Below are 19,988 nucleotides of genomic sequence, written 5' to 3'. Positions count from 1 at the left end.
CTCTACTTAAGCTGTAAGAGGCTCAAGGTTGGCTGGACGGTAGTGTACAGATTTTAGTACTTTACCTTGGCGAACTGTTTTACCTTCCGATACAAAATCTTCAGCGCATTTAGCAATGATGTATTCACCTTTTTGAACCGCCATTAGCTTAATGTTCTGCTCAGCATAGAATGCTTCTGTTTCTGCGTATTCTGTTTCATTACGGCATACTTTGCTCATGTTGCTTGAGTGTACTTCGTCCCAGCAAGGTAAGAAGTCAATTGAACGGTTTTTGGCAACGTTCAACAGTAAGTCGATTAAGTAGCTGATCGCTAGGTTGTCTTCTACTTTGGATTGGCCAAGGTGAACCAAACGTCCCATCAAAACATAAACGCTGTCTACAATAGCGTCCGCTTGTTCGATTTTAGAGTCAGCTTCTGCAAGTTCTGTTAGCTCTTCGATCGCTAGAGAGGTATGTAGCGTATCGCCTTTTTCGTCCATTGTTTCAGGAGCAGCAACAGGCAGATCAAAAGTACTGCGGAACTCTTCAATGTCGCGGTAAAGGTGATCGTAGATTTCTTGGCTTAGTTGAGAAAGGTTCATTTTCCTATCCATTCTGTTTCGTTAATGGATTATTTTACCAAAGCTAGGAATAGGGTGCTAACGCAAAGTCGAAGAAGTCGACTTTTATTCATTGGACCAATGAGGTATTTTGCATACAAACCAATTGATTATTATGTTTTTTTACACTTTACTCTTCTTAATATACCAAATATTAATGTTGCCATTAACTTCGGCTGCAGTGGGATCCCAGTTATGAACCAAGCCAGTGAAAGCGAAATTGTTATATGTCGCTTGTATCAAATCACCAATGATTACCGGAAGGGCTTCGATATTCAGATCGCTCAGCTGCTTATTATGGGGCTTGAACGCTTCAACCTTGATATTGGTATCTTATCGAAAGTCGATGGCAATACTTATGTTGTTGAACATTGTGTTACGCCTGAAGGGGTAGAACTCAATAGCGGTGACACTTTTGATTATCGTTCAACCTATTGCGAAATTACCTGTAAATCGATTGGTCCTATCTGTATTGAGCATTGTGGCAAACACGATAAGTATGCGAAGCATCCTGCTTACCAGTCTTTTGGCTTGGAGTCTTATATTGGGGTTCCCATTTTCGTTAATGATGAGCTTTATGGCACCTTAAACTTTTCAAGCCCAGCACCCTATCATCGTGAGTTCAAAGAGTTCGATGTCGACGTGATGAGACTAATGGCATCATGGATCGAAGTGGAGCTGGTTAGAAGGCAGCAAGAACGAAAACTCAAAGAGTTGAATGAGAAATTGGAGTATCAAGCTCTGTATGATCCTCTGACACACTTGCCAAATAGACGTTGCTTGTTTAAAACGTTGAATGCGGAAGTGGAGCAGTTAAAAGGCTCTTTAGGAAAGGGAACCTTGGCGGTTGTCGACATCGACTTCTTTAAACAGGTTAACGACATTTACGGTCACCAAATGGGCGATGTTGTATTAAAGAAAGTGGCGAGCGTGCTGAATAATAACACTCAAAAGGGTGAGTTTGTGGCGCGTTTTGGTGGTGAAGAGTTCATTCTTTGGTATCCAAATAAAACACCAAATTATGTTGAAGATAAGTTCATGACTCTTTTGCAAGAGATGAAGAAAATCACACTGGATCGAAAGCCTGTCACTATATCAATTGGTGCGTGTCATTTTGAGTTGAGTACAGGGGATACCAAAGGGGAAAGGATGTCGGCGTTAGATAAGCTCATCAAAGTTGCCGATGAGTGTCTGTACATTGCGAAACAAAATGGACGAGATCAGTTCATTTCTCGTCCATATCATCAAGAGCGCTCAGGAATATGAGCCATCATGTTAGCGATTAACTGAACTATTAGCTAAACAAGTAAGGGAACAGTTTACGACGCTCTTCTGGCGTTAAAGACTCAACTCTTGCGATGTTGGTGTCTGGGATCGCTTCAGGGTTAGGGTAGTGCTTCAGTACCTTTTCCATGCTTGCTTCACGAATCAAATGGTAAACAGGGTATGGAGAGCGATTCGTTAGGTTTTCATCGTCTTCTGGATCCGCACCACCAAAGCAATAGTCAGGATGGAACGTTGCCACTTGGTAAACGCCTTCCCAGTCTTGCTGTTTGATCAACGCTTCAACCCAATCAATGAACATGTTGTAGTCGAAGAAGTCTTGCAGCATGTTAGGAACCACCACTAAAGTCGTCTCTAATTCAGCAACTGGCGTATTATCTAACTCTACGAAATGCGTCATGATGTCTTCCAGTAACGCTTCTTCCGTATTCGCTTCACTCACAAAGATCTTAATCTGTTTATTACGTTGTGGCTTGGCTGCGAATGGGCACAGGTTTAGGCCAATAACGACATCGTCTAACCACTGTTTTACTTGGTCGTGGATGGTTTGAAGATCTGTGCTTTGAGTGTTCGACATAACAGGTTCCGAAATGAAATTTTGCGTAGGATATCAGAACGGACGTCAATCAAAAGCAATAATTGAGTTACAACCTTAGTCGTACTTATGCTTGTGCGAGTTTAGAGGCCGATACTTGAAGTTGTTTTAATTGGTAGACCCAAGCAAATATCGCAACATAGAAGATTGAACCGCCCGCAATCACGCCATTCCAACCGAACAGTTGCCAGCAATACAAGAGTAAGAAACCACCTAAGCTCCCGCCTATGTAATAGTGTACTAAGTAAAGAGCGGTTGCCGTTGCCTTAGCGCTCGGTGCTTTTTGACTTACCCAAGAGTAGGCAAGGGTATGGGCGAAGAACGCGCCGCCACTAATCAATAACAAGCCTGCTAGCATGAACGGAACTTTGTCGACTGCAGAAATTAGCATTCCGATTAAGCTAATACACACGCCCATCAATATTCCGCTTAACGGGTCAAAGCGAAGTGTCCATTTGTTGGAGAGCTTAGAGCTTACCGTACCGGCCAAGTAACATAGGAATATCAGTGAAGCTAAACCAACGGGTACCGAGTGAGGTTCGGATACTAGCCTAAAGCCCATTACAGAGTACAGGTTAACAAACAGCGCGAAGTTAGCACCACCAATCAACATGGCAAGCCACAAGGTACGGTTTCTTAAGTGCATTACAACGGAGCGGTTGTGATGAAAGAACAGCCCTTTTTGAGGTTTGAAGTTCTGTTGGTCAGGTAGGCGATAGGCAATAAAGAGTGCACCAAGCAATGAACCGACAACGAAAAACAGTACAGTTGCATGCCAATCGAAATAGTCTGTAATTAAGCCGCCTAATACACGTCCGAAGATTCCACCCAATGAGTTGGCCGCAATATAACCTCCAATCGCGACAGCAAAGGCTTTGGGTGTTAACTCCTCAACCATATAGGCAACCGCCACACCAGCAAACGCCGCCACAGCGATGCCCATAAATGCGCGGGCAATAACGAGTTGCAGCAAGGTAGTCGTGAACACCATGCTTAACCCTATTAATGGGATAGCGAACAGACTGAACAGAATAATGGGTTTACGACCAAAGGTTTCAGAGGCAATTGCCCAAGGTACCAAGCTAATCGAAAGGCCGAGTGTTGTAGCAGCAAACAACCAGTTGATCTGAGTTTCAGATACTTGGAAGTGCTCCGCCATGTGCGGCAAGATTGGCTGAAAGAGGTAAAGGTTACAGAAAATGATAAACGAGCCAATCGCCAATGATTGGGTGATGCGTTTGTATTGAAGACTGCCTTTATCAAACATTTACGTTGTGCCTGCACGAGTTAGTAAGCTATTTGTGAACAAGTTATCAGCACAAGTTTGATTAAAGAAATATATTAAAAATATCACCTCTATATATTAAATATATCGCCATGCTTGAATCAAAACCTCTTCGACATTTTCTGGCTGTTGCGCAGTTTGGTAACTTCACTCAGGCCGCCAAAGCGCTGCATATCGCGCAGCCCGCATTGAGCATTTCTATTAAAAAACTAGAACAGACACTAGAGTTGATTCTATTCCGTCGAGGCGATAAATCCGTCACTTTAACGGAGGAGGGCAAAGTACTGTTTGAGCATGCAAAGCGAATCGCCCAGCAGTTTGATGATGCTCAGCTCGCGATGAATGAACTAAAGGGGCTAGAAAAAGGCGAGGTTCGATTAGGCGCTCCAAGTATGATGGGCAGTTACTTTTTCCCCCAAGTAGTGATGGCATTTAAAAGCCAATACCCAAACCTAAAGTTGACCTTGATTGATGCTGGCACCGCATCGATTCGTGAAATGCTGTTAAACGGCGAACTCGATATTGGCGTAATTAATCATGAGAACGTTCCAGATGATTTGGAAACGGATCATCTGTTAAGTTCTGAGATGGTCGCCGTTGTCGGTAAGGAGCATCCGCTAGCACAACAGCCTTCGATGACCTTTGAAGAATTCTTTGCTCAAGAGCTGATCATGTTTAAATCGGGCTATTTCCACCGCGATTTTATTGATGCGACCTGTAAGAAGTACGATCTTGATATGACCATTGCGTTTGAAACCAACTTGCTCCCGATGATTCTTTCTATCGTTAAACAAGAGTTTGCGATCACCGCGCTGTTGAGCTTAGTGACGGAATATGAGAAAGACGTGATAGGCGTGCCATTTAAAGACCCTGTAAAACTGAATCTATCGTTGGCCTGGAGAAAGGAAGGGTATTTGTCGAAAGCTGACAGAACCTTTATTGATTTCGTTAAGCGGTATGTGTGATTTAGTAAGATTTAAATAAACAAAGCCCGAACATCCTAGATTGGATATTCGGGCTTTGTTGTATAGAAGTATGACTGGCTCAGAGCACGTTAGGTGTTCTTTGAGTTATACATCTTATCGAAGTTTTTCTGATTCCAGCCGACCATCACTTGATCGCCGATTTTAAGCACGGGGATAGAACGAGCACCCATTGCTTGCAATTCTTTACGGCCACGCTGCATCTTTGCATTCGTCAGGCGGTAAACAATTTTCTTAGAGTCTAAATACCTTTGGGCATCTTTACAGTGCGGGCATTTGTCTGCGACGTACAATACAACACGTTTCATTTTTTCATTCTCTTGGTGAATCTCGCTAAAGTGTAACGAATCCTAGGTGATTAGAAAAGTGTGATCAGTTACACTATGCGGCTCAATTTTCAAGACCACAACGTATTGTCGTGGTGTAACTTGTACGGTCTTTCAGCATGCATCCTTCTTTACGCTATATTCAAGGCTATCCTAAGCACATTCTTGATCCTGTTACTCAACTTGTAGAGTCGGGTAAATTGGTGCCTTGGTTTGAAGCTCGCTACCCAAAGAATCATGAAATAAAAAGCGAGAAAGCCCTGTTTGACTATGCGATTGAGATAAAAAATCGCTACATGAAAAAAACACCACCGATCAGCAAAGTGATTTACGACGGCAAGATACACCTAATCAATAATGCGTTAGGTCTGCATTCTTACGTTGCTAAGAATCACGGTGGAAAGATCAAATCAAAGAATGAAATTCGTATCGCCAGTGTTTTTAAAAATGCACCAGAACCTTTGCTAAGAATGCTGGTGGTACACGAACTGGCGCATATCAAAGAGAAAGAGCACGACAAAGCCTTTTACCAACTATGCTGTCACATGGAACCGGAATATCATCAACTTGAGTTGGATGCCCGTTTATTCATGATGTATTTAGATTTAAAGAAGTAGCCCAATGAGCCAATCACAAAATAGAACGACGCTAAGCCTGTCGAAAAACAGCACTTCATCAGCAAAAACAAAAGACAACCAAGCTGATGTTAAGCCAAGTACAGCTAAGCCAAGCAGCGACAAGCGTATTTCTACAAAGAACACATCTGATAAAAGCCGCAAGAATAGCGCACCTAAAGGCGCGGGCAATAACAAAGCAAAGCGACCTTTTGCAAAAGATAGCAGAGGTAAACCGGGTGCCAATAAAGGATCATCGAATAAGGGTTCTTTCAATAAAACGGCTTTTAACAAGAACGCAGCTCAGAAAAGACGCTCGGCTGAAAAACCTCAAGGTGGATTACACCCAAGAAACCAGCACACTGGCCGCTATAACTTCGAGTTACTAGTTGCAGCCTTGCCTGAGCTAAAAGAGCATCTGATCAAGAATCCGGTTGGCGAAGACACCATTAATTTCTCTGATCCATTGGCTGTTAAGCTACTCAACAAAGCTTTGTTGGCGCATCACTATGGCGTTAAACATTGGGATATTCCTGCTGGTTACTTGTGCCCGCCAATTCCTGGTCGTGCAGACTACATTCACAGAGTGGCCGACATCCTTAATAGCGATGGCCAAGGTGAACCCTATAACCACGCGTCTGTGAAAGCATTAGATATTGGTGTCGGTGCAAACTGTATCTACCCAATCATTGGTGCGACAGAGTATAAGTGGCGTTGTACAGGGACAGATGTTGATTCAGTCTCCATCAAAACAGCGAACTTCATAGCGGAAAGCAACCCTAATCTAAAAGGTAAGATCCGCGCTCGCCTACAAGCTGACTCTGAATCTATCTTTAAGGGCGTGATTAAGGATAATGAACGTTACGATGTCACTATTTGTAATCCTCCATTCCACAGCTCTCTTGAAGAGGCTGAAAAGGGGTCACAACGTAAACTGGATAATCTAGCGGCGAACCGTGCTAAGAAAGCCGGTCAGTCATTCAAGCCTGAAACGAACAAGAAGCCAGTTAAGTTAGATAAATCAACTAAGCAAGCTAAACCAACCTTAAACTTTGGTGGTCAAAAAGCCGAGCTTTGGTGCCCAGGTGGTGAAGCCGCTTTCATTATGAAGATGGCAAGAGAGAGTCAACTTTTTGCTACTCAAGTTTTGTGGTTTACGACATTGATTTCTAAGAAAGACAACGTCGATATGGTTCGTTCAGAACTGGGCAAGCTGCGAGCGAAACAAGTAAAAGTCGTCGAGATGTCACAAGGCCAGAAGGTAAGTCGCTTTATCGCATGGACCTTTATGGACGATGAGCAAAGACAAGAGTGGATTGCGCTAAAATAGCGGCTGCACTTAGTTAAGTTATTAAGCTGAAATACGGACGGGCTTGTTGTTAACGCAACAAGCCCGTTTTTTGTGTTTTACCTATACGCTAAGCAGAAAGCAACTCATCTAACTTACTCTGATATTTCTGCTCTAGAGCTCTGTTGCCTGCTTTGTTTTCGAGATCGACCAAGATTTTAAGCGATGGAATTTGGTAGCCATAACGCTGGTGGAATTTGAATAAACGGATTCGAGCGTCATTGTAATCGGCGTCACTCACTTCAATTTTTGATAACTGTAGTATCGATTTTACGCGGTTTGGATCGTGGTCAATCGCTCTGCTGAAGTAGTACTTCGCTTGGTCGGTATTGCCAGCCTTAAATGCGCAAAACGCGGCGTTTTCATAACTTGCAGACACCAAGTAGTAGTAGGGTTGGTCGATGGCGCGATTGAAGTAATTATCGGCTTGTTCGTATTCGCCCTGTTTACACAAGAAGGTACCGTAGTTGTTCAATACATTGCCATTTCTTGAATCAAGACTGAGTGCTTTGCGGTAAGTGCTTCTCGCTTCATCTACTTCACCCACTTGTTCGTAGTAATGCGCCATTGAAAGCCGAGCACGGTAGTAGCTAGGTGCGTGTTTAATCGCGAGCTCAAGGTTTTCACGCGCTCTCACCATATTGCCTTGTCCCATATAGCCCAAACCTAATTCGATTCGAGATTCAGACATCGCGATAGGATCACTTTCAATCTTTGGCGGTCCTTCAGTGACAGAGACACAACCGGCCAAGGAAAGCGAGGCAAGTAGTACCACACTTGATAACGAAAGAGGGCGGGACAACGAAATCGGATTTGAAAATGATGGCTTGGCAGGCATGTGAAGCTCCTTATGAACACCAACCCATCATATGAAATCAAACCCATTGAAGTCGTAAATCTATCATGGAATGCGACCCACACACCATAAAAAAAACGCGTCCAATTCGTCGTTTTATCAACAACGTACTGAACACGGTTTATGTGTTTGTGAATCGGAAGAAAGAACTTAATCGTCTTTGGTAAAGTTGTCTTCGCTGAAATGATCCAGATCGTAAGGCGTTTGTTGGTAAACGCAGTAGTTTAGCCAGTTTGAGAACAACAAGTGTCCGTGGCTGCGCCAGCTTGCAACCGGTTTGTTGTCTGGATTGTTATTCGGGTAGTAGTTGATTGGTATCACAGGCTCCATGCCTTCACCCAAATCACGAATGTACTCATTGTGAAGTGTGTGAGAGTCGTACTCAGGGTGACCCGTTACAAACACGTTTCGCTTATCTTTGGTTGCTGCTAGGTATACGCCTGCAACATCAGAAGTTGCAAGAACATCAAGGTCAGTATGTTCCGCTAAGTACTCTTGAGAGAAGTCCGCATAGCGAGAGTGCGGAGCCAAGAATGTATCGTCGAAGCCACGTAAAATAGGGTGGTATGGGTTATGTATCTCGTGGTTGTAAACACCAGACAGCTTCTCTTTACGAGTGCGTTTTGGCAAATCATAGAGTAATTTCAAACCAGCCTGAGCTGCCCAACACACGTATAGCGTTGAAGTAACGTGCTTGTTTGCCCATTCCATGATGGTTTTCAGGTGATCCCAGTAGATCACATCTTCAAATTGAACCAAGCCAAGCGGCGCACCAGTGATGATCAATCCATCAAAGTTTCTTTCTTTGACCATTTCAAATTGGCGGTAGAAGTTATCAAGGTGTTCAGTCGGTGTGTTTTTACTTGGTCGGTCATCAATGCGCAGCAGCTCTACATCCACTTGCAATGGGCTGTTCGATAGTAGGCGTAAAAATTGAGTTTCAGTTTCAATCTTCTTCGGCATTAGGTTGAGGATCAAGACTCGAAGTGGACGAATTTCCTGTGTCGATGCTCTTGATAACGGCATAACGAAGATGTTTTCTTCACGAAGAACATCGGATGCTGGCAATTGGTCTGGAATGCGAATAGGCACAGCTTTCTCCCTAAGCTAGATATGTAGACGTCTATACATCTAAATCTATAGTAGTTTGATACGCTTGTCGATATGCAAAATGGATAGATGTAAATTATTTGTGTTTTCTATCAGAAGCAATCCACGCGCTTCGAGGGGAGTCTCATTGTATTCAGTGATTGTCTGAGTCGTGTGTAAGTACTTGGTTTTCGTATGCTGAGCAGAGGCAGTTATCAGAGCAACTCGTTACTATTTACGATAAACTCATGTTTTCAAATTAGCCTGTACAGTGACAGATGAAGTTAATACTCATTCGAGGGTTGCCCGGTTCTGGCAAATCAACAAAAGCAAAAACCTACGATGCATTGCATGTCGAAGCCGATATGTATTATGTGAATGAGCAAGGTGAGTACCATTTTGATCCTAGGCAGCTGCAACAAGCTCATGAGTGGTGTCAAAACACAGCTGAAAACGGCTTAAAGCAAGGGTTTGATGTGGTTGTTTCGAATACCTTTATTAAGCATTGGGAAATGAAAGCCTACCGCCAACTTGCACTCAAATATAAAGCAGAATTAATTATCGAAGTGTGCCGAGAGCAATATGGCACGATTCACGACATTGAGCCGTCGGTGATTAAACGTATGGCGAAAGACTGGCAAGAATAGCCTCGTGCTTATCCAGCTTGGCTGAATGGAAAATTGAATCAAATTAATAGAACAACTTCAAGGTAACGATTGAAATGGCAAAGCGCTCTGTTGTGGTCGACATGACTTCTTATGGTATCTATTCCACATGGGATTCCAAATCTAAAGATCTTCCAAAAATCCAAAAGTTCACCACTACCGTTGATGCCGAAATCGATGTGGAATTTGGCTATATCTTGAATATCAAGAAAGCCAAAGGCGAAAAGATTCGTTACTGCATTTATCACCCAAACATCACCACAGACAAAGGTGAAGTGCTCGAACCGTTCGATGGTGAAGAGTATGTCGGCAACAATGACTGGGATTTCTACTTAGGTGACACTATCTGGGCACCTGTCTCGAACAAGTTAGGTAAATGGCGCATGACGGTTGAGCTAAAAGGCAACATTATTGCTGATAAGACATTCGACCTCGTAGCAAAAGACGAAGGCCAATTCTGGAAGCGTAGAGGGTTTTAGATTCGACCTTCTATGTTCACCTAAATAGCAAAAAGCCGAGCATCGTGTTGATGTCTCGGCTTTTTTCATTGTGCTAGATAGAAGTGACTACCCAACTAATGGATTCGATTATTGCGTTACGTAAGCCACAACAAACTCAGTGATTGCGACCATGTCTTTCACTGCAATGTACTCTTCAGTGGTGTGAACTTTCGCCATACCAGTAGAAAGGTTAACTGTTGTCAGGCCTTTTGCGTTGAAGTTGTTTGCATCGCTACCGCCGCCAGTGCGTTTAGTGTTCGCTGTGACGCCAAGCTTCTCAAACGCCGATTTGATAGAAAGAATGTGCGGATGATCGTCTGCAATAACGAATGCATCGTAAGCACGAGTTGATTCGATTTCTACTTCAGCGCCGAACTGCTTAGCACTTTCTTGGAATGTAGAGATCATATGTTCAACTTGAGCCGTTAGCTTTTCGCCGTTTAGAGAACGTGCTTCAGCCACGACTTTAAGCTCTGGCATTACGATGTTAGTTGCTTGACCACCTTCAACAATACCAACGTTTGCTGTCGTTTCTTCATCGATACGAAGTAGGTTCATCTTAGTGATAGCGTCTGCAGCAACTTGAATTGCGCTGATGCCTTCTTCTGGTGCTAAACCAGCGTGAGCAGGGCGACCTTTGATTTTAGCAACAATCTTCTGCTGGCCAGGCGCTGCGTTTACGATAGTGCCAATTGGACCGCCTGTATCAAGTACGATTGCGTGCTCAGATTGAATGTAAGACATATCGAAGTTCAAAGAGCCGAACAGACCGCCTTCTTCGAATACAGTAAATGCAATCTCGATAGTTTTGTGCTCTTGTCCTTCAGCTTTAATGCAACGAACCGCTTCCATGATAGCTGCGATACCAGACTTGTCGTCACCACCTAGAATTGTGTTGCCGTTTGAACGGATGATACCGTCTTCGATGATTGGCTCAATGCCGATGCCTGGCGTTACTGTGTCCATGTGGCAGCTGAACACTGTGCTACCTGGAAGAGTGCCATCTAGACGAGCGTAGATGTTGAAACCATTAGACACTTCTTCAGGAATCGCCAGTTTGTGAACTTCAAAACCTAGTTCACCGAGTTGCTCAGCCAAAGCTTCAGCAATCGCTTTTTCGTTACGAGATTCACTATCAATTTTCACTAGATCGCAGAAATGTTCTACAAGACGTTGTTCATTAATTTGGGTCATTGTTAATTCTCATTATGCTTCCGCTTGTTCAAAAAGAAGCCGCGGAGGTAGGAACAGGAAAATCACTATAACGCCAATGAGGTAGATGATTGTCTGAGTTAAATCAAGAAAGTTGCCTGATTATTCTAATTAATGAGAAAAACCCAATTCAGATCCACCAGTGCGCAGGATTTTAATCTGTATATCTGTCGGGTATAATGTTTGACCGCTCTTAAAAAACGTCAATAAAATTGGAATTCAATCAATAATGGCCCTGATAAATGAATAGAAACAATGTGTTAGGTTCATTCCTTTTCGTGGTGCTGATGAGTATTGTGCTGGGGCTGTATTTGCTCTATCCAACTTATGACGACGATTTAAAGCATATTCGCCCTGAAAACCCGAGTGTTTATAGTCCAGAGAAAGAGTTATCACTCTCTCAATATGGATCTGCGTTGATCGATATTCTCGATGTATCTCGCGGTGACCCTAATTTAGCTTCCCAACAACTTGAGGCTCTCCAAGCCAAGTTCCCAGACCAAGATAAAGCCATCTATCGTGCTTACGAATTGATGATTTTGTCCAACCTCGCGCAACATAAGTTGGATACCGAAGCGGTTTCCGAATACGTCAGGCAGATTAAAGCACTCGCACAACACGAACATATGGGTTGGCTAAAGGCCCAATCTCTCGTTGAATTGGCGATTGAATACATCAGTAAGGGTGAGCTAGCGGAATCTGAAATCCAAATCAGAGCAGCGATAGATATCGCAGAATCGCTTCACTATGAAGAGTTGTTGATTAAGGCCTATAACACGGCTGGTGTCATCAATAACATCCGCAATGACTTTCCTGAAGCTCAATACTTTTTCCATAAAGGTTTAGACCTTGGTAAGAAGTACCCTCATCACATCTACAACATCAAGTTAGTGTCAAATATGGCACTGCTTTATATCTATTTGGAAGACTGGCCTAAAGCGCTCAAGCTGATTAAAAGAGCCAAAAAACTCTATTACAAGAGTGGACTACTCGAAGCGTCTACCATTGGAGTGCTGCATGTGAATGAGTCTTTTGCTTATCTGCGCAGTGGTGATTTGGTCAAAGGGCGGGAAGCATATCAAAGTGCGGCTAAGCTTAATGGCGATAACGTGAGTGAACGATACAAAATCATCCTATTAAAAGCAGAGAGTGATGTGTTGTTGGCGGAAAAGAACTTTGAGTCAGCACGACAAGTCGCAAACTTGTGTCTTAGATACCCAGGAGTGGACAAATACACACTTCAATTGGGGCAGTGTTACCTAAATAGAGCCTTAGCGAACATTGGTTTGAACCGAGATAATTTTGTTTTTGCTGATCTAAAGCGATCGTCTGCAATGTTCGATGTTGTGCGGACTCGCAGCTGGAAGGTCCTCGGCTTAAGAACACTTGCTGAATACTATGATTCAAGAGGCGACAGCGAGAACGCACTTCGCTACTTCAAGCTCTATTACAAGGGTAATAAAGCGCTGCTATTTGATAAGCGCCAGAGTGATATCTTTTTACTCGAGCAAGATTTCGCTACGGCATCATTAGCTCAAGAAAACGAACTGCTTAACGCAGAAAAAGAGTTGGGTGAGCTGACATTAGATAAGCAGCAATTACGGAATCGAATCGTCGTCGCTTTGGGTATCATGGTGATGATAAGCGCCACGTTACTATTGATAAGGTTACGCTCGATCCAGAAGACCAACAAAGAACTACTTAAGCAATCAACAAGATGCGAACTGACAGGCTTATACAATAGGCGTTACTTAGAGCAACGGTTAACTCAGCCGATGCCACATCATTTGTCGTCGTTTGGGTATACGCTCGCTATTCTAGATTTAGACCGCTTCAAACAAGTTAATGACACTTATGGCCATGATATTGGTGACCAAGTGCTGGTGGAAGTCGCTAAGCGTTTAGAGAAAATCTTATCAACAAACGATGTAGTGGCAAGATGGGGTGGGGAAGAGTTTGTTTTGTTGCTGTCTGGTTCCATTGATCCTGAGCAACAGTTGAACGTTATCCGTTTAGCTATTTCTGAAACACCCATTGATACGCACTCCGGCTCTTTAGACCTCACCACATCGATAGGAGCGTCGATTGGTATTGTTCATGAGCAACTCAATCAAGATACTTACAAGAAGTACCTCAAAGCCGCGGATGATGCACTATATCAAGCGAAAGAGTCGGGTAGGAATCAAGTCATCATTGCTGAAAGTTAATCGCTAACCTGGAAACAAAAAGCCATTCTGATCTTCGTGAGATAAGAATGGCTTCTGGAACACTCTGAGATCGCTAATATCAAAATTTGAGTGAGAAGTGGGGTTTACTTAGCGATATGTCGAGTTTATCTATATCAACATTTTCTAAATGAGTTACTTAGCGACACCTTGAAGCATTTCAACCAATTCGCCTTCTGTCGCTGGTTCGCTAGCGAGTTCAATCACAGCCGAAGCTCCTCCCTTTAACATGTAGGCTTGGGTTCCACAGTGGTCATAGTGGAACCATTTACCATCTACACATACGTCGGTATAACATCTTGGGTCTTGTTTAAGTTCCATATCAATTTCCTTATTAACATTTGCCTAACGTTTTTCAGACTAGTTGATCACAAATCTAGGTAAATTGATCTAAATCAATCTAGAGTGTAATTGATGATTTCATTATCAAAATAAGAGAGGTGTGTCTAGCGAAGGAGCGACCTCTCGTTGGGCACTGCGCTCAAAGGTCGTGATTCTGGTTGGCAACTCTCGCTCTTTTGCTTGCCAGGTGATGCTTTTCTACATACGCTAGCTACTCTCTTAATCCCTATACAGACTTGATTGTGTTGGAAAATGACTAATATCTTTATCGTTGTAATTGTTCTGGTTGTGTTCTTTTACTTTATTCAAAAGTATGTGGTGAAACACGATGACACCAAAGACCACGCTTATCAGAAGAAAGGCGCGTTGATGTCGGCGCAACAGGCGACATTCTATAATGCGCTAAAATCAGCTGTGGGCAACCATGGGGAAGTGTTTGCTAAAGTCAGCATGTCGAACGTACTTGTTCCTGCTAAGACGAACAATAAGAAGAATTGGTTTATCGCCAACAACAAGATCTCACGTAGTTACTTCGACTTTGTTGTTTGCGACCCGCGAACGCTAGAGCCCCGCGTTATTATCGAACTTGATAACGGCAAAGAGCTCAATAAAGGGAAAGTCGATCGCGAAAAGCTACTAATTCACGTGTGTAAATCGGCAGGTTTACCTCTGATTGGTGCATCTATTAAACACAGCTACCAAGTGAGCCGTTTGAAGAGGTTACTGGCAGCACACATCGATTTAATCGAGCCATCAAAAGAAGTGCGATTTTGTAAGAAGTGTGGTAGCCCAATGATCATCAAACTGGCAAGCCAAGGCGATTACAAAGGCCGACGCTTCTTCACTTGTAGCCGCCAGCCAAACTGCACCTATACCGAAAACTACAACGTTGTATTCGATGTTGAAGAATAGTTGGTATCGATAGTAATGCATCCGGTTGGACTCCATTCAATCGCTTAGATACGAATAAGTTATACAAACTAAAAAGCCGAGCATTGATTATGCTCGGCTTTACTAATATTAAGTGGATTGGTTTAGACTAAAACGCGTAACGCATACCGAGCTGTAGCTCATCTTCGTCGTTATCGCCTTGCCCACCTTCGCCCTCGTCTAACATGTTAAACTTATAACTACCAAAGAAGGCCACATCGCCAATATAACGTGCGTATTCTAGACCGATAAAGTTAATGTCGTAATCTGCAATATCGTCAGCTTCAAAGTAGCTGTAGGTCAGGTTGACGGTGTTGACACCAAACGAGTATCCCAAGTAAGCATCGGCAGAATCGTAGTCTGAATCTTTTACGCCTAGACCTGAAATACTACCAAATTGATAGAGTGCGGCGAACCAAACCCCCTGATCGTTGGTGTACTTAACCGCACCAATATAGGCATCAGAAGTTTCTGTATCTGTCCCAACGCCATAGGTTTCATCACTTGACGCATAACCGACGCCAATATCTAACCCAATCGAAGTGCTGCCGGCGACAACTGCACCGAAGCCGTCACTTTGTGCTGATTCACTATCTGAATTGAAATTGCCATCAATTTGAAAGGTGATGTTGTCGCTTGTCAGTTCATAACGTAAAACATTTTTTGCTCGATCAGCAGTCGACACCGTGTATTCATTGATATAGCCGCTGAAGGTTTCAGCCATATCCGTCCAATCGGTTAAGTAGGTAACGGCATTATTTTGGTGGCCATAATAGACGTTACCGTGATTGGTTTGAACACCCGTATATAAGAATCGAGTGTTAATGCCGATATCATCTGATGCGCCATCTTCAGACTCTGTTAGTTCGAATTCATATTTCCCAAAAAAGGAAATATCGTCCGACGCTTTTTGTGTGCCATCGACACTTAAGCGGACACGTGATCTATCACTATAGGTGCTACTATTACCAGCACTTTTATTCGCATCAGAGAAATTCCCTCGAACTTCTGCGCGGCCGCCGATATTGAATACTGTTTCATCTGTCTCATAAATGGTCGCCGCCGATACGGCAGATGTCGATAGTATGCTCACCACTGCAATGGCGATATGTGATTTTTTCATAATTTATTCCCTATTTTTCACACTTGTATTTATCGTAAACCATAAATTCACGTATAGCATTGAATTTAGATTATTGATTCCTACAGGTTATGAATATAGGCGCGCTTTACCATTATGCAAATTTCATTATGTATTACTGTGCTGTATGTATTCCAAATAGCTATGATGTGTGGGGTTGGGTTTTGAATTGCTTATAGATTGTTGCTCTTGAGGGAGATTAATTGTAGCTGATGTTTTTCGACTATAGAGTGCTATCGTATTTATGTATGTTGGTAATAACCCGGCCACTTTATATGAAAAATCCGAATTTAGTCATTGCGGCCTAGTAATTCGATGACGACGATTACAAAATCGTGGTGATTTTTATGAATGATGTATTTCAGTGAGTTACAAAGCCTCTGCGTGCCTTTCACTTATAATGATCAAAATACTACGGTAACCCAGTGGGCAAGCAAAATTTTTGACACTAAATATAGGCATTGATCTATACCTGTATGGTTACTGTAAAGGCCAAGAAAAACGGTATAGATAACAAAAATCCCAAATTGAACACATTAGGTTAGTTAATTGGTTGTCATCAAGGATTAGAATTTTTTCTAACTAAACTTTGTTTTTCAGCGGTTTGACGATAATCTGGGTGTAAAATCGACATGTTGTTATGTCTTTGATTGCAAAGTGAGCAAACGAATCGCAAGATGCCAGTTAATACTTGCACCATCTGTTTATCATGGATATCATCGTTGGCGTTCTAAGGGAATGCGTCCGTAGCTCAGTTGGTTAGAGTACCGCCTTGACATGGCGGGGGTCGGTGATTCGAGTTCACTCGGACGCACCATTCCTTATTTGTTTTTATTGCATAACTATTGAGTTTGTCACAATGGTAGTAATAAGAAACTAGAACATCGCCCGCTTAGCTCAGTTGGTTAGAGTACTTGCATGACATGCAAGGTGTCACTGGTTCGAGTCCAGTAGCGGGCACCACATTATACGAAAGAGCCCACCTAGTGTGGGCTTTTTTGTGCCTATAATTCCTTGTTTTATCAGGCTCTTAGCCATCTTTTGGTCCCAAGAGGTCCCGTGATGTGTTGTAAAATCCACCGTTTAAAGTAACACTGTTAGTAACACTACAGGAAATATGGATTGGTGATGTTACTATGGCTAGGAAAACAACCCCATTAACAGCGACTCAGATCTTACAAGCGAAACCAAAAGAAAAGGAATATAGCCTGCTCGATGGTGATGGTCTTGCATTGAGAATTAAGCCCAATGGTTCCAAATTGTGGCTCTTTAACTATTACCGTCCAATTACTCGTAAACGAGCAAACCTCAGTATTGGTAAATACCCATCGGTATCGCTTGCTAAAGCTCGAACCAAGGCTATTGAAGCTAGGGAACTACTTGCTGATGGTATTGACCCTAAAGAGCACCGTGACACTACTCTTAGAGAGAAACAGTTAGAATTGTCGAATACGTTACAGTCGGTATTTGATGACTGGATTGAAGTGAAGAGAACAAGCGTCAAAGAGCACACGGCTAAGAAATTAAAGCAACGCATTGAGAAGTACCTCTTACCTGACCTAGGTAAGTTTCCTCTTGGTGATATAACAGCCCCTCAAGCGATCAAAACAATTAAACCCATTGCTAACCAAGGTAAGCTAGAAACAGTAGGGCGCTTGTGCCGCAACCTCAATGAGATAATGACTTTTGCAGTGAACACGGGTGTGATTGAACACAACAAGCTTGCTGGCATTGGTAAAGCATTTGAGACTGCTAAGGTAACTAACCAAGCGTCGCTAACTCCTGATGAGCTTCCAGAACTTCTCAAAACAATCAACTACGCATCAATTAAACCCATCACTCGCTGCTTGCTAGAATGGCAACTTCACACCATGACAAGACCTGCTGAAACGGCCGGGGCACGTTGGGATGAGATTGATAGAGAAAAGATGCTTTGGATCATTCCTGCTGAACGAATGAAAAAGGGAAGAGTACACACTGTTCCTTTAACAAAACAAACTTTAGACCTATTAGAGACGATTGATTTCATCACGGGGGATAGTGAATTTCTTTTCCCTGCAGACAAAAGTAACAAGAATCACATCAACAAAGAGACAGCAAATAAGGCATTAGTAAGAATGGGCATGAAGGGCAGGCAAACGTCTCATGGTTTACGCGCATTAGCCAGTACCACCTTAAATGAGCAAAACTTCGATCCAGACATTATTGAAGCTGCACTTTCTCATGTGGATAGGGATAAGGTAAGAAGCGCATACAACCGCACTGATTACCTTGAACGTCGTAAAGTTCTCATGGCGTGGTGGAGCGACCATATTGAAGAGGCTGCAACAGGAAGCTTGTCGATGAGTGGTAAGAAGATCCTTAAGGTTGTGGGTTAGTTGCATTGGAGTGCAAAAGAAACGTATAACCTACACACTTTAACGACAACTATATTCCAATAGAAGTTTATCGAACTTTTTGAAACTGTAATACACTCAACGTGGTTAGAAATGGTTACACAGATTCTAATCATGCTGAGTGCCACGCGAACTTGCCACTATTCGTTATTTAATTACACCCCCTAAGTGTATTTATCAATTCTCAATAACATTGTTCCCTCAATAGTTACCTCCCCATACAAGATATATTGAATTTCCGTCTCATACGTAGTGACCATTGTCTGGTTTTGACCAATAAAACACTCATTAATATTAGCCACTGAAATCTGACTCTCCACCTAACATTCTCCACGCCAAAATATGAATACATTACGTTATCGTTATGTTGTTAAATTGTTATAATTTTCGTATTTTTCCGTTATTCAAATACCCCACTGTATGATTTTAACTATTTATTAACATTATCGATCGTCAGAATTAACGTTACTGTGTCTGTGTCACGGTTTGATTGTGCATGGTAATTTTTGTATTGAACTATGAGATAGCATGTATTCGTCAATTTTATTGAACCCTACACATAATAAAAAAGGATTGATGGACATGAAAAAGGTATTACTAAAAGCTGCTGCACTAACTCTTGCTCTTGCTGCTGCAGGTGCACACGCTAAAGACTATGAAATTGTAAACGTCGTTAAAGTATCTGGTATTCCTTGGTTTAACCAAATGAACAAAGGTATTGAACAAGCAGCGACTGACTTTGGTGTTAACGCACGCCAACTTGGTCCTTCTACACCAGACCCAGCACAACAAGTGAAAATAATTGAAGACTTGATTGCTAAAGGTGTCGATGCAATTACGGTTGTGCCAAATGATGTAACGGTTCTTGAGCCGGTATTCAAGAAGGCACGTGAGAAGGGCATTATCGTTTTAACTCACGAATCTCCGGATGGGCACGGAGCTGATTGGGATATCGAAACTATTGATAACCAATCCTATGCGAAAGTGACTATGGATGAGCTTGCAAAAAATATGGGTGAGAAAGGTGGATACGCTGTTTACGTAGGTTCACTTACGGTGCCGTTACACAATAACTGGGCAAATTTGGCAATAGATTACCAAAAGCAAACTTACCCAGAAATGTATGAAGTGACCAGCCGCATGCCTGTTGCTGAAAGTATCGATCAATCATACGCAGCGACCAACGACTTGATGAAGGCTCACCCTGATATGGCAGGTATTGTTTCTTATGGTTCTCTAGGTGGCATTGGTGCTGGGGAAGCGATTAAGAAGAAACGAGCTAAAGATAAGATCAGTGTTGTAGGCATCTTAATGCCAAGCCAAGCCGCACCTTACTTGATGCGCGGCGAGATTGATAAAGGATACTTGTGGAACCCTGCTGATGCTGGCTACGCGATGGTCGCTGTTGCAAAACAAATGCTAGATGGCAAAGCAGTAACAGATGGCGTAAACGTTAAAGGTTTGGGTGATGCTGAAATCGATACAGAAAAACGCGTAGTGAAATTTAATAAGATCCTTGAAGTCGATAAAACAAACGCGCGTCAACTTGGCTTCTAAGCGTTAACTTTGACAAGTTCGTTAATGTTTTACTGATAAC

At 42.7% G+C, this 19,988-nt stretch carries 19 protein-coding genes and 2 tRNA genes; 12 read left to right on the top strand and 9 right to left on the bottom strand.

What is annotated here, in order from left to right:
- Positions 1-6: 6 nt before the first annotated feature.
- Positions 7-582 (bottom strand): nucleoside triphosphate pyrophosphohydrolase family protein, encoded by a 576-nt coding sequence (locus A6D97_RS08670; RefSeq protein ID WP_065584220.1) that lies wholly within the window; start codon positions 580-582, stop codon positions 7-9.
- Positions 583-795: 213 nt separating this feature from the next.
- On the opposite strand from A6D97_RS08670, the gene A6D97_RS08665 reads away from it, so the two are divergent.
- Entirely contained in the window at positions 796-1,866 is a 1,071-nt protein-coding gene (locus A6D97_RS08665) for a diguanylate cyclase (protein ID WP_065584219.1), read from the top strand.
- A gap of 28 nt (positions 1,867-1,894) precedes the next feature.
- On the opposite strand, the gene A6D97_RS08660 is transcribed toward A6D97_RS08665, so the two are convergent.
- Both A6D97_RS08660 and A6D97_RS08655 read right to left on the bottom strand, forming a co-directional pair.
- Positions 1,895-2,461: a DUF1415 domain-containing protein gene (locus tag A6D97_RS08660; RefSeq protein WP_065584218.1), complete on the bottom strand. Its 567-nt coding sequence runs from the start codon at positions 2,459-2,461 to the stop codon at positions 1,895-1,897.
- Between the two features lie 85 nt (positions 2,462-2,546).
- Positions 2,547-3,746, bottom strand: coding sequence for an MFS transporter (locus A6D97_RS08655; RefSeq protein ID WP_017070902.1), 1,200 nt, complete (start codon positions 3,744-3,746; stop codon positions 2,547-2,549).
- A gap of 110 nt (positions 3,747-3,856) precedes the next feature.
- Between A6D97_RS08655 and A6D97_RS08650 the strand changes: the two genes are divergently transcribed.
- Positions 3,857-4,729: a LysR substrate-binding domain-containing protein gene (locus tag A6D97_RS08650; protein ID WP_017066171.1), complete on the top strand. Its 873-nt coding sequence runs from the start codon at positions 3,857-3,859 to the stop codon at positions 4,727-4,729.
- A gap of 89 nt (positions 4,730-4,818) precedes the next feature.
- Here the strand turns inward: A6D97_RS08650 and A6D97_RS08645 are convergent, their stop codons facing one another.
- Entirely contained in the window at positions 4,819-5,055 is a 237-nt protein-coding gene (locus A6D97_RS08645; RefSeq protein WP_016786183.1) for a glutaredoxin family protein, read from the bottom strand.
- Between the two features lie 137 nt (positions 5,056-5,192).
- On the opposite strand from A6D97_RS08645, the gene A6D97_RS08640 reads away from it, so the two are divergent.
- Both A6D97_RS08640 and rlmF read left to right on the top strand, forming a co-directional pair.
- Positions 5,193-5,690 (top strand): M48 family metallopeptidase, encoded by a 498-nt coding sequence (locus A6D97_RS08640; RefSeq protein ID WP_004734935.1) that lies wholly within the window; start codon positions 5,193-5,195, stop codon positions 5,688-5,690.
- 4 nt (positions 5,691-5,694) lie between these two features.
- Positions 5,695-7,017 (top strand): 23S rRNA (adenine(1618)-N(6))-methyltransferase RlmF, encoded by a 1,323-nt coding sequence (gene rlmF, locus A6D97_RS08635; protein ID WP_017066172.1) that lies wholly within the window; start codon positions 5,695-5,697, stop codon positions 7,015-7,017.
- An 88-nt stretch (positions 7,018-7,105) separates the two neighbouring features.
- On the opposite strand, the gene pilW is transcribed toward rlmF, so the two are convergent.
- Positions 7,106-7,873 (bottom strand): type IV pilus biogenesis/stability protein PilW, encoded by a 768-nt coding sequence (gene pilW / locus A6D97_RS08630; RefSeq protein WP_065584217.1) that lies wholly within the window; start codon positions 7,871-7,873, stop codon positions 7,106-7,108.
- A 168-nt stretch (positions 7,874-8,041) separates the two neighbouring features.
- Positions 8,042-8,983 (bottom strand): homoserine O-succinyltransferase, encoded by a 942-nt coding sequence (gene metA, locus A6D97_RS08625; RefSeq protein ID WP_017066439.1) that lies wholly within the window; start codon positions 8,981-8,983, stop codon positions 8,042-8,044.
- A gap of 275 nt (positions 8,984-9,258) precedes the next feature.
- On the opposite strand from metA, the gene A6D97_RS08620 reads away from it, so the two are divergent.
- A complete protein-coding gene (locus A6D97_RS08620) occupies positions 9,259-9,627 on the top strand; it encodes an ATP-binding protein (RefSeq protein ID WP_017065537.1) in 369 nt (122 codons plus the stop codon).
- A gap of 74 nt (positions 9,628-9,701) precedes the next feature.
- A complete protein-coding gene (locus A6D97_RS08615) occupies positions 9,702-10,124 on the top strand; it encodes a DUF3859 domain-containing protein (protein ID WP_017065538.1) in 423 nt (140 codons plus the stop codon).
- 108 nt (positions 10,125-10,232) lie between these two features.
- On the opposite strand, the gene A6D97_RS08610 is transcribed toward A6D97_RS08615, so the two are convergent.
- The gene (locus A6D97_RS08610; RefSeq protein ID WP_065584216.1) at positions 10,233-11,339 is read right to left on the bottom strand and encodes a M20/M25/M40 family metallo-hydrolase; all 1,107 of its coding nucleotides are present in this window, start codon (positions 11,337-11,339) and stop codon (positions 10,233-10,235) included.
- Between the two features lie 260 nt (positions 11,340-11,599).
- On the opposite strand from A6D97_RS08610, the gene A6D97_RS08605 reads away from it, so the two are divergent.
- Positions 11,600-13,564 (top strand): GGDEF domain-containing protein, encoded by a 1,965-nt coding sequence (locus A6D97_RS08605; RefSeq protein ID WP_065584215.1) that lies wholly within the window; start codon positions 11,600-11,602, stop codon positions 13,562-13,564.
- A 153-nt stretch (positions 13,565-13,717) separates the two neighbouring features.
- Here the strand turns inward: A6D97_RS08605 and A6D97_RS08600 are convergent, their stop codons facing one another.
- Positions 13,718-13,903 carry a hypothetical protein gene (locus tag A6D97_RS08600; RefSeq protein ID WP_017059179.1) on the bottom strand — a complete coding sequence of 62 codons (186 nt, stop codon included), beginning with the start codon at positions 13,901-13,903 and terminating at the stop codon, positions 13,718-13,720.
- A gap of 273 nt (positions 13,904-14,176) precedes the next feature.
- On the opposite strand from A6D97_RS08600, the gene A6D97_RS08595 reads away from it, so the two are divergent.
- On the top strand, positions 14,177-14,836 hold the full coding sequence (locus A6D97_RS08595) for a DUF2726 domain-containing protein (RefSeq protein ID WP_017065541.1): 660 nt from the start codon (positions 14,177-14,179) through the stop codon (positions 14,834-14,836).
- Between the two features lie 127 nt (positions 14,837-14,963).
- On the opposite strand, the gene A6D97_RS08590 is transcribed toward A6D97_RS08595, so the two are convergent.
- Positions 14,964-15,977, bottom strand: a complete 1,014-nt coding sequence (locus A6D97_RS08590; RefSeq protein WP_065584214.1) for a porin — start codon at positions 15,975-15,977, stop codon at positions 14,964-14,966.
- A 758-nt stretch (positions 15,978-16,735) separates the two neighbouring features.
- Between A6D97_RS08590 and A6D97_RS08585 the strand changes: the two genes are divergently transcribed.
- The 4 genes from A6D97_RS08585 (at position 16,736) to A6D97_RS08570 (ending at position 19,948) form a co-directional block, all read left to right on the top strand.
- Positions 16,736-16,812 (top strand) — tRNA-Val (locus A6D97_RS08585).
- Between the two features lie 69 nt (positions 16,813-16,881).
- Positions 16,882-16,958: transfer RNA gene (locus A6D97_RS08580), tRNA-Val, on the top strand.
- A gap of 173 nt (positions 16,959-17,131) precedes the next feature.
- On the top strand, positions 17,132-18,373 hold the full coding sequence (locus A6D97_RS08575; protein WP_065584213.1) for an integrase domain-containing protein: 1,242 nt from the start codon (positions 17,132-17,134) through the stop codon (positions 18,371-18,373).
- 600 nt (positions 18,374-18,973) lie between these two features.
- Positions 18,974-19,948, top strand: a complete 975-nt coding sequence (locus tag A6D97_RS08570; protein ID WP_048611924.1) for an autoinducer 2 ABC transporter substrate-binding protein — start codon at positions 18,974-18,976, stop codon at positions 19,946-19,948.
- Positions 19,949-19,988 lie beyond the last annotated feature (40 nt).

This window comes from Vibrio sp. ZF57 (assembly GCF_001691235.1).
Classification (GTDB): Bacteria; Pseudomonadota; Gammaproteobacteria; order Enterobacterales; family Vibrionaceae; genus Vibrio; species Vibrio crassostreae_C.
The sequence above is the reverse complement of the archived record's forward strand: the minus strand, read 5'-3'. Positions and strand labels throughout refer to the sequence as shown.

Excerpts from the sequence above, each read along its gene's own strand:
- A6D97_RS08570 (WP_048611924.1), top strand. The coding sequence starts at position 18,974 with ATGAAAAAGGTATTACTAAAAGCTGCTGCACTAACTCTTGCTCTTGCT.
- A6D97_RS08575 (WP_065584213.1), top strand. The coding sequence starts at position 17,132 with ATGGCTAGGAAAACAACCCCATTAACAGCGACTCAGATCTTACAAGCG.
- rlmF (WP_017066172.1), top strand. The coding sequence starts at position 5,695 with ATGAGCCAATCACAAAATAGAACGACGCTAAGCCTGTCGAAAAACAGC.
- A6D97_RS08670 (WP_065584220.1), bottom strand. The coding sequence starts at position 582 with ATGAACCTTTCTCAACTAAGCCAAGAAATCTACGATCACCTTTACCGC.
- A6D97_RS08650 (WP_017066171.1), top strand. The coding sequence starts at position 3,857 with ATGCTTGAATCAAAACCTCTTCGACATTTTCTGGCTGTTGCGCAGTTT.
- A6D97_RS08660 (WP_065584218.1), bottom strand. The coding sequence starts at position 2,461 with ATGTCGAACACTCAAAGCACAGATCTTCAAACCATCCACGACCAAGTA.
- A6D97_RS08665 (WP_065584219.1), top strand. The coding sequence starts at position 796 with ATGAACCAAGCCAGTGAAAGCGAAATTGTTATATGTCGCTTGTATCAA.
- A6D97_RS08590 (WP_065584214.1), bottom strand. The coding sequence starts at position 15,977 with ATGAAAAAATCACATATCGCCATTGCAGTGGTGAGCATACTATCGACA.
- A6D97_RS08595 (WP_017065541.1), top strand. The coding sequence starts at position 14,177 with ATGACTAATATCTTTATCGTTGTAATTGTTCTGGTTGTGTTCTTTTAC.
- A6D97_RS08645 (WP_016786183.1), bottom strand. The coding sequence starts at position 5,055 with ATGAAACGTGTTGTATTGTACGTCGCAGACAAATGCCCGCACTGTAAA.
- A6D97_RS08615 (WP_017065538.1), top strand. The coding sequence starts at position 9,702 with ATGGCAAAGCGCTCTGTTGTGGTCGACATGACTTCTTATGGTATCTAT.
- pilW (WP_065584217.1), bottom strand. The coding sequence starts at position 7,873 with ATGCCTGCCAAGCCATCATTTTCAAATCCGATTTCGTTGTCCCGCCCT.
- A6D97_RS08610 (WP_065584216.1), bottom strand. The coding sequence starts at position 11,339 with ATGACCCAAATTAATGAACAACGTCTTGTAGAACATTTCTGCGATCTA.
- A6D97_RS08600 (WP_017059179.1), bottom strand. The coding sequence starts at position 13,903 with ATGGAACTTAAACAAGACCCAAGATGTTATACCGACGTATGTGTAGAT.
- A6D97_RS08655 (WP_017070902.1), bottom strand. The coding sequence starts at position 3,746 with ATGTTTGATAAAGGCAGTCTTCAATACAAACGCATCACCCAATCATTG.
- A6D97_RS08640 (WP_004734935.1), top strand. The coding sequence starts at position 5,193 with ATGCATCCTTCTTTACGCTATATTCAAGGCTATCCTAAGCACATTCTT.
- A6D97_RS08605 (WP_065584215.1), top strand. The coding sequence starts at position 11,600 with ATGAATAGAAACAATGTGTTAGGTTCATTCCTTTTCGTGGTGCTGATG.
- A6D97_RS08620 (WP_017065537.1), top strand. The coding sequence starts at position 9,259 with ATGAAGTTAATACTCATTCGAGGGTTGCCCGGTTCTGGCAAATCAACA.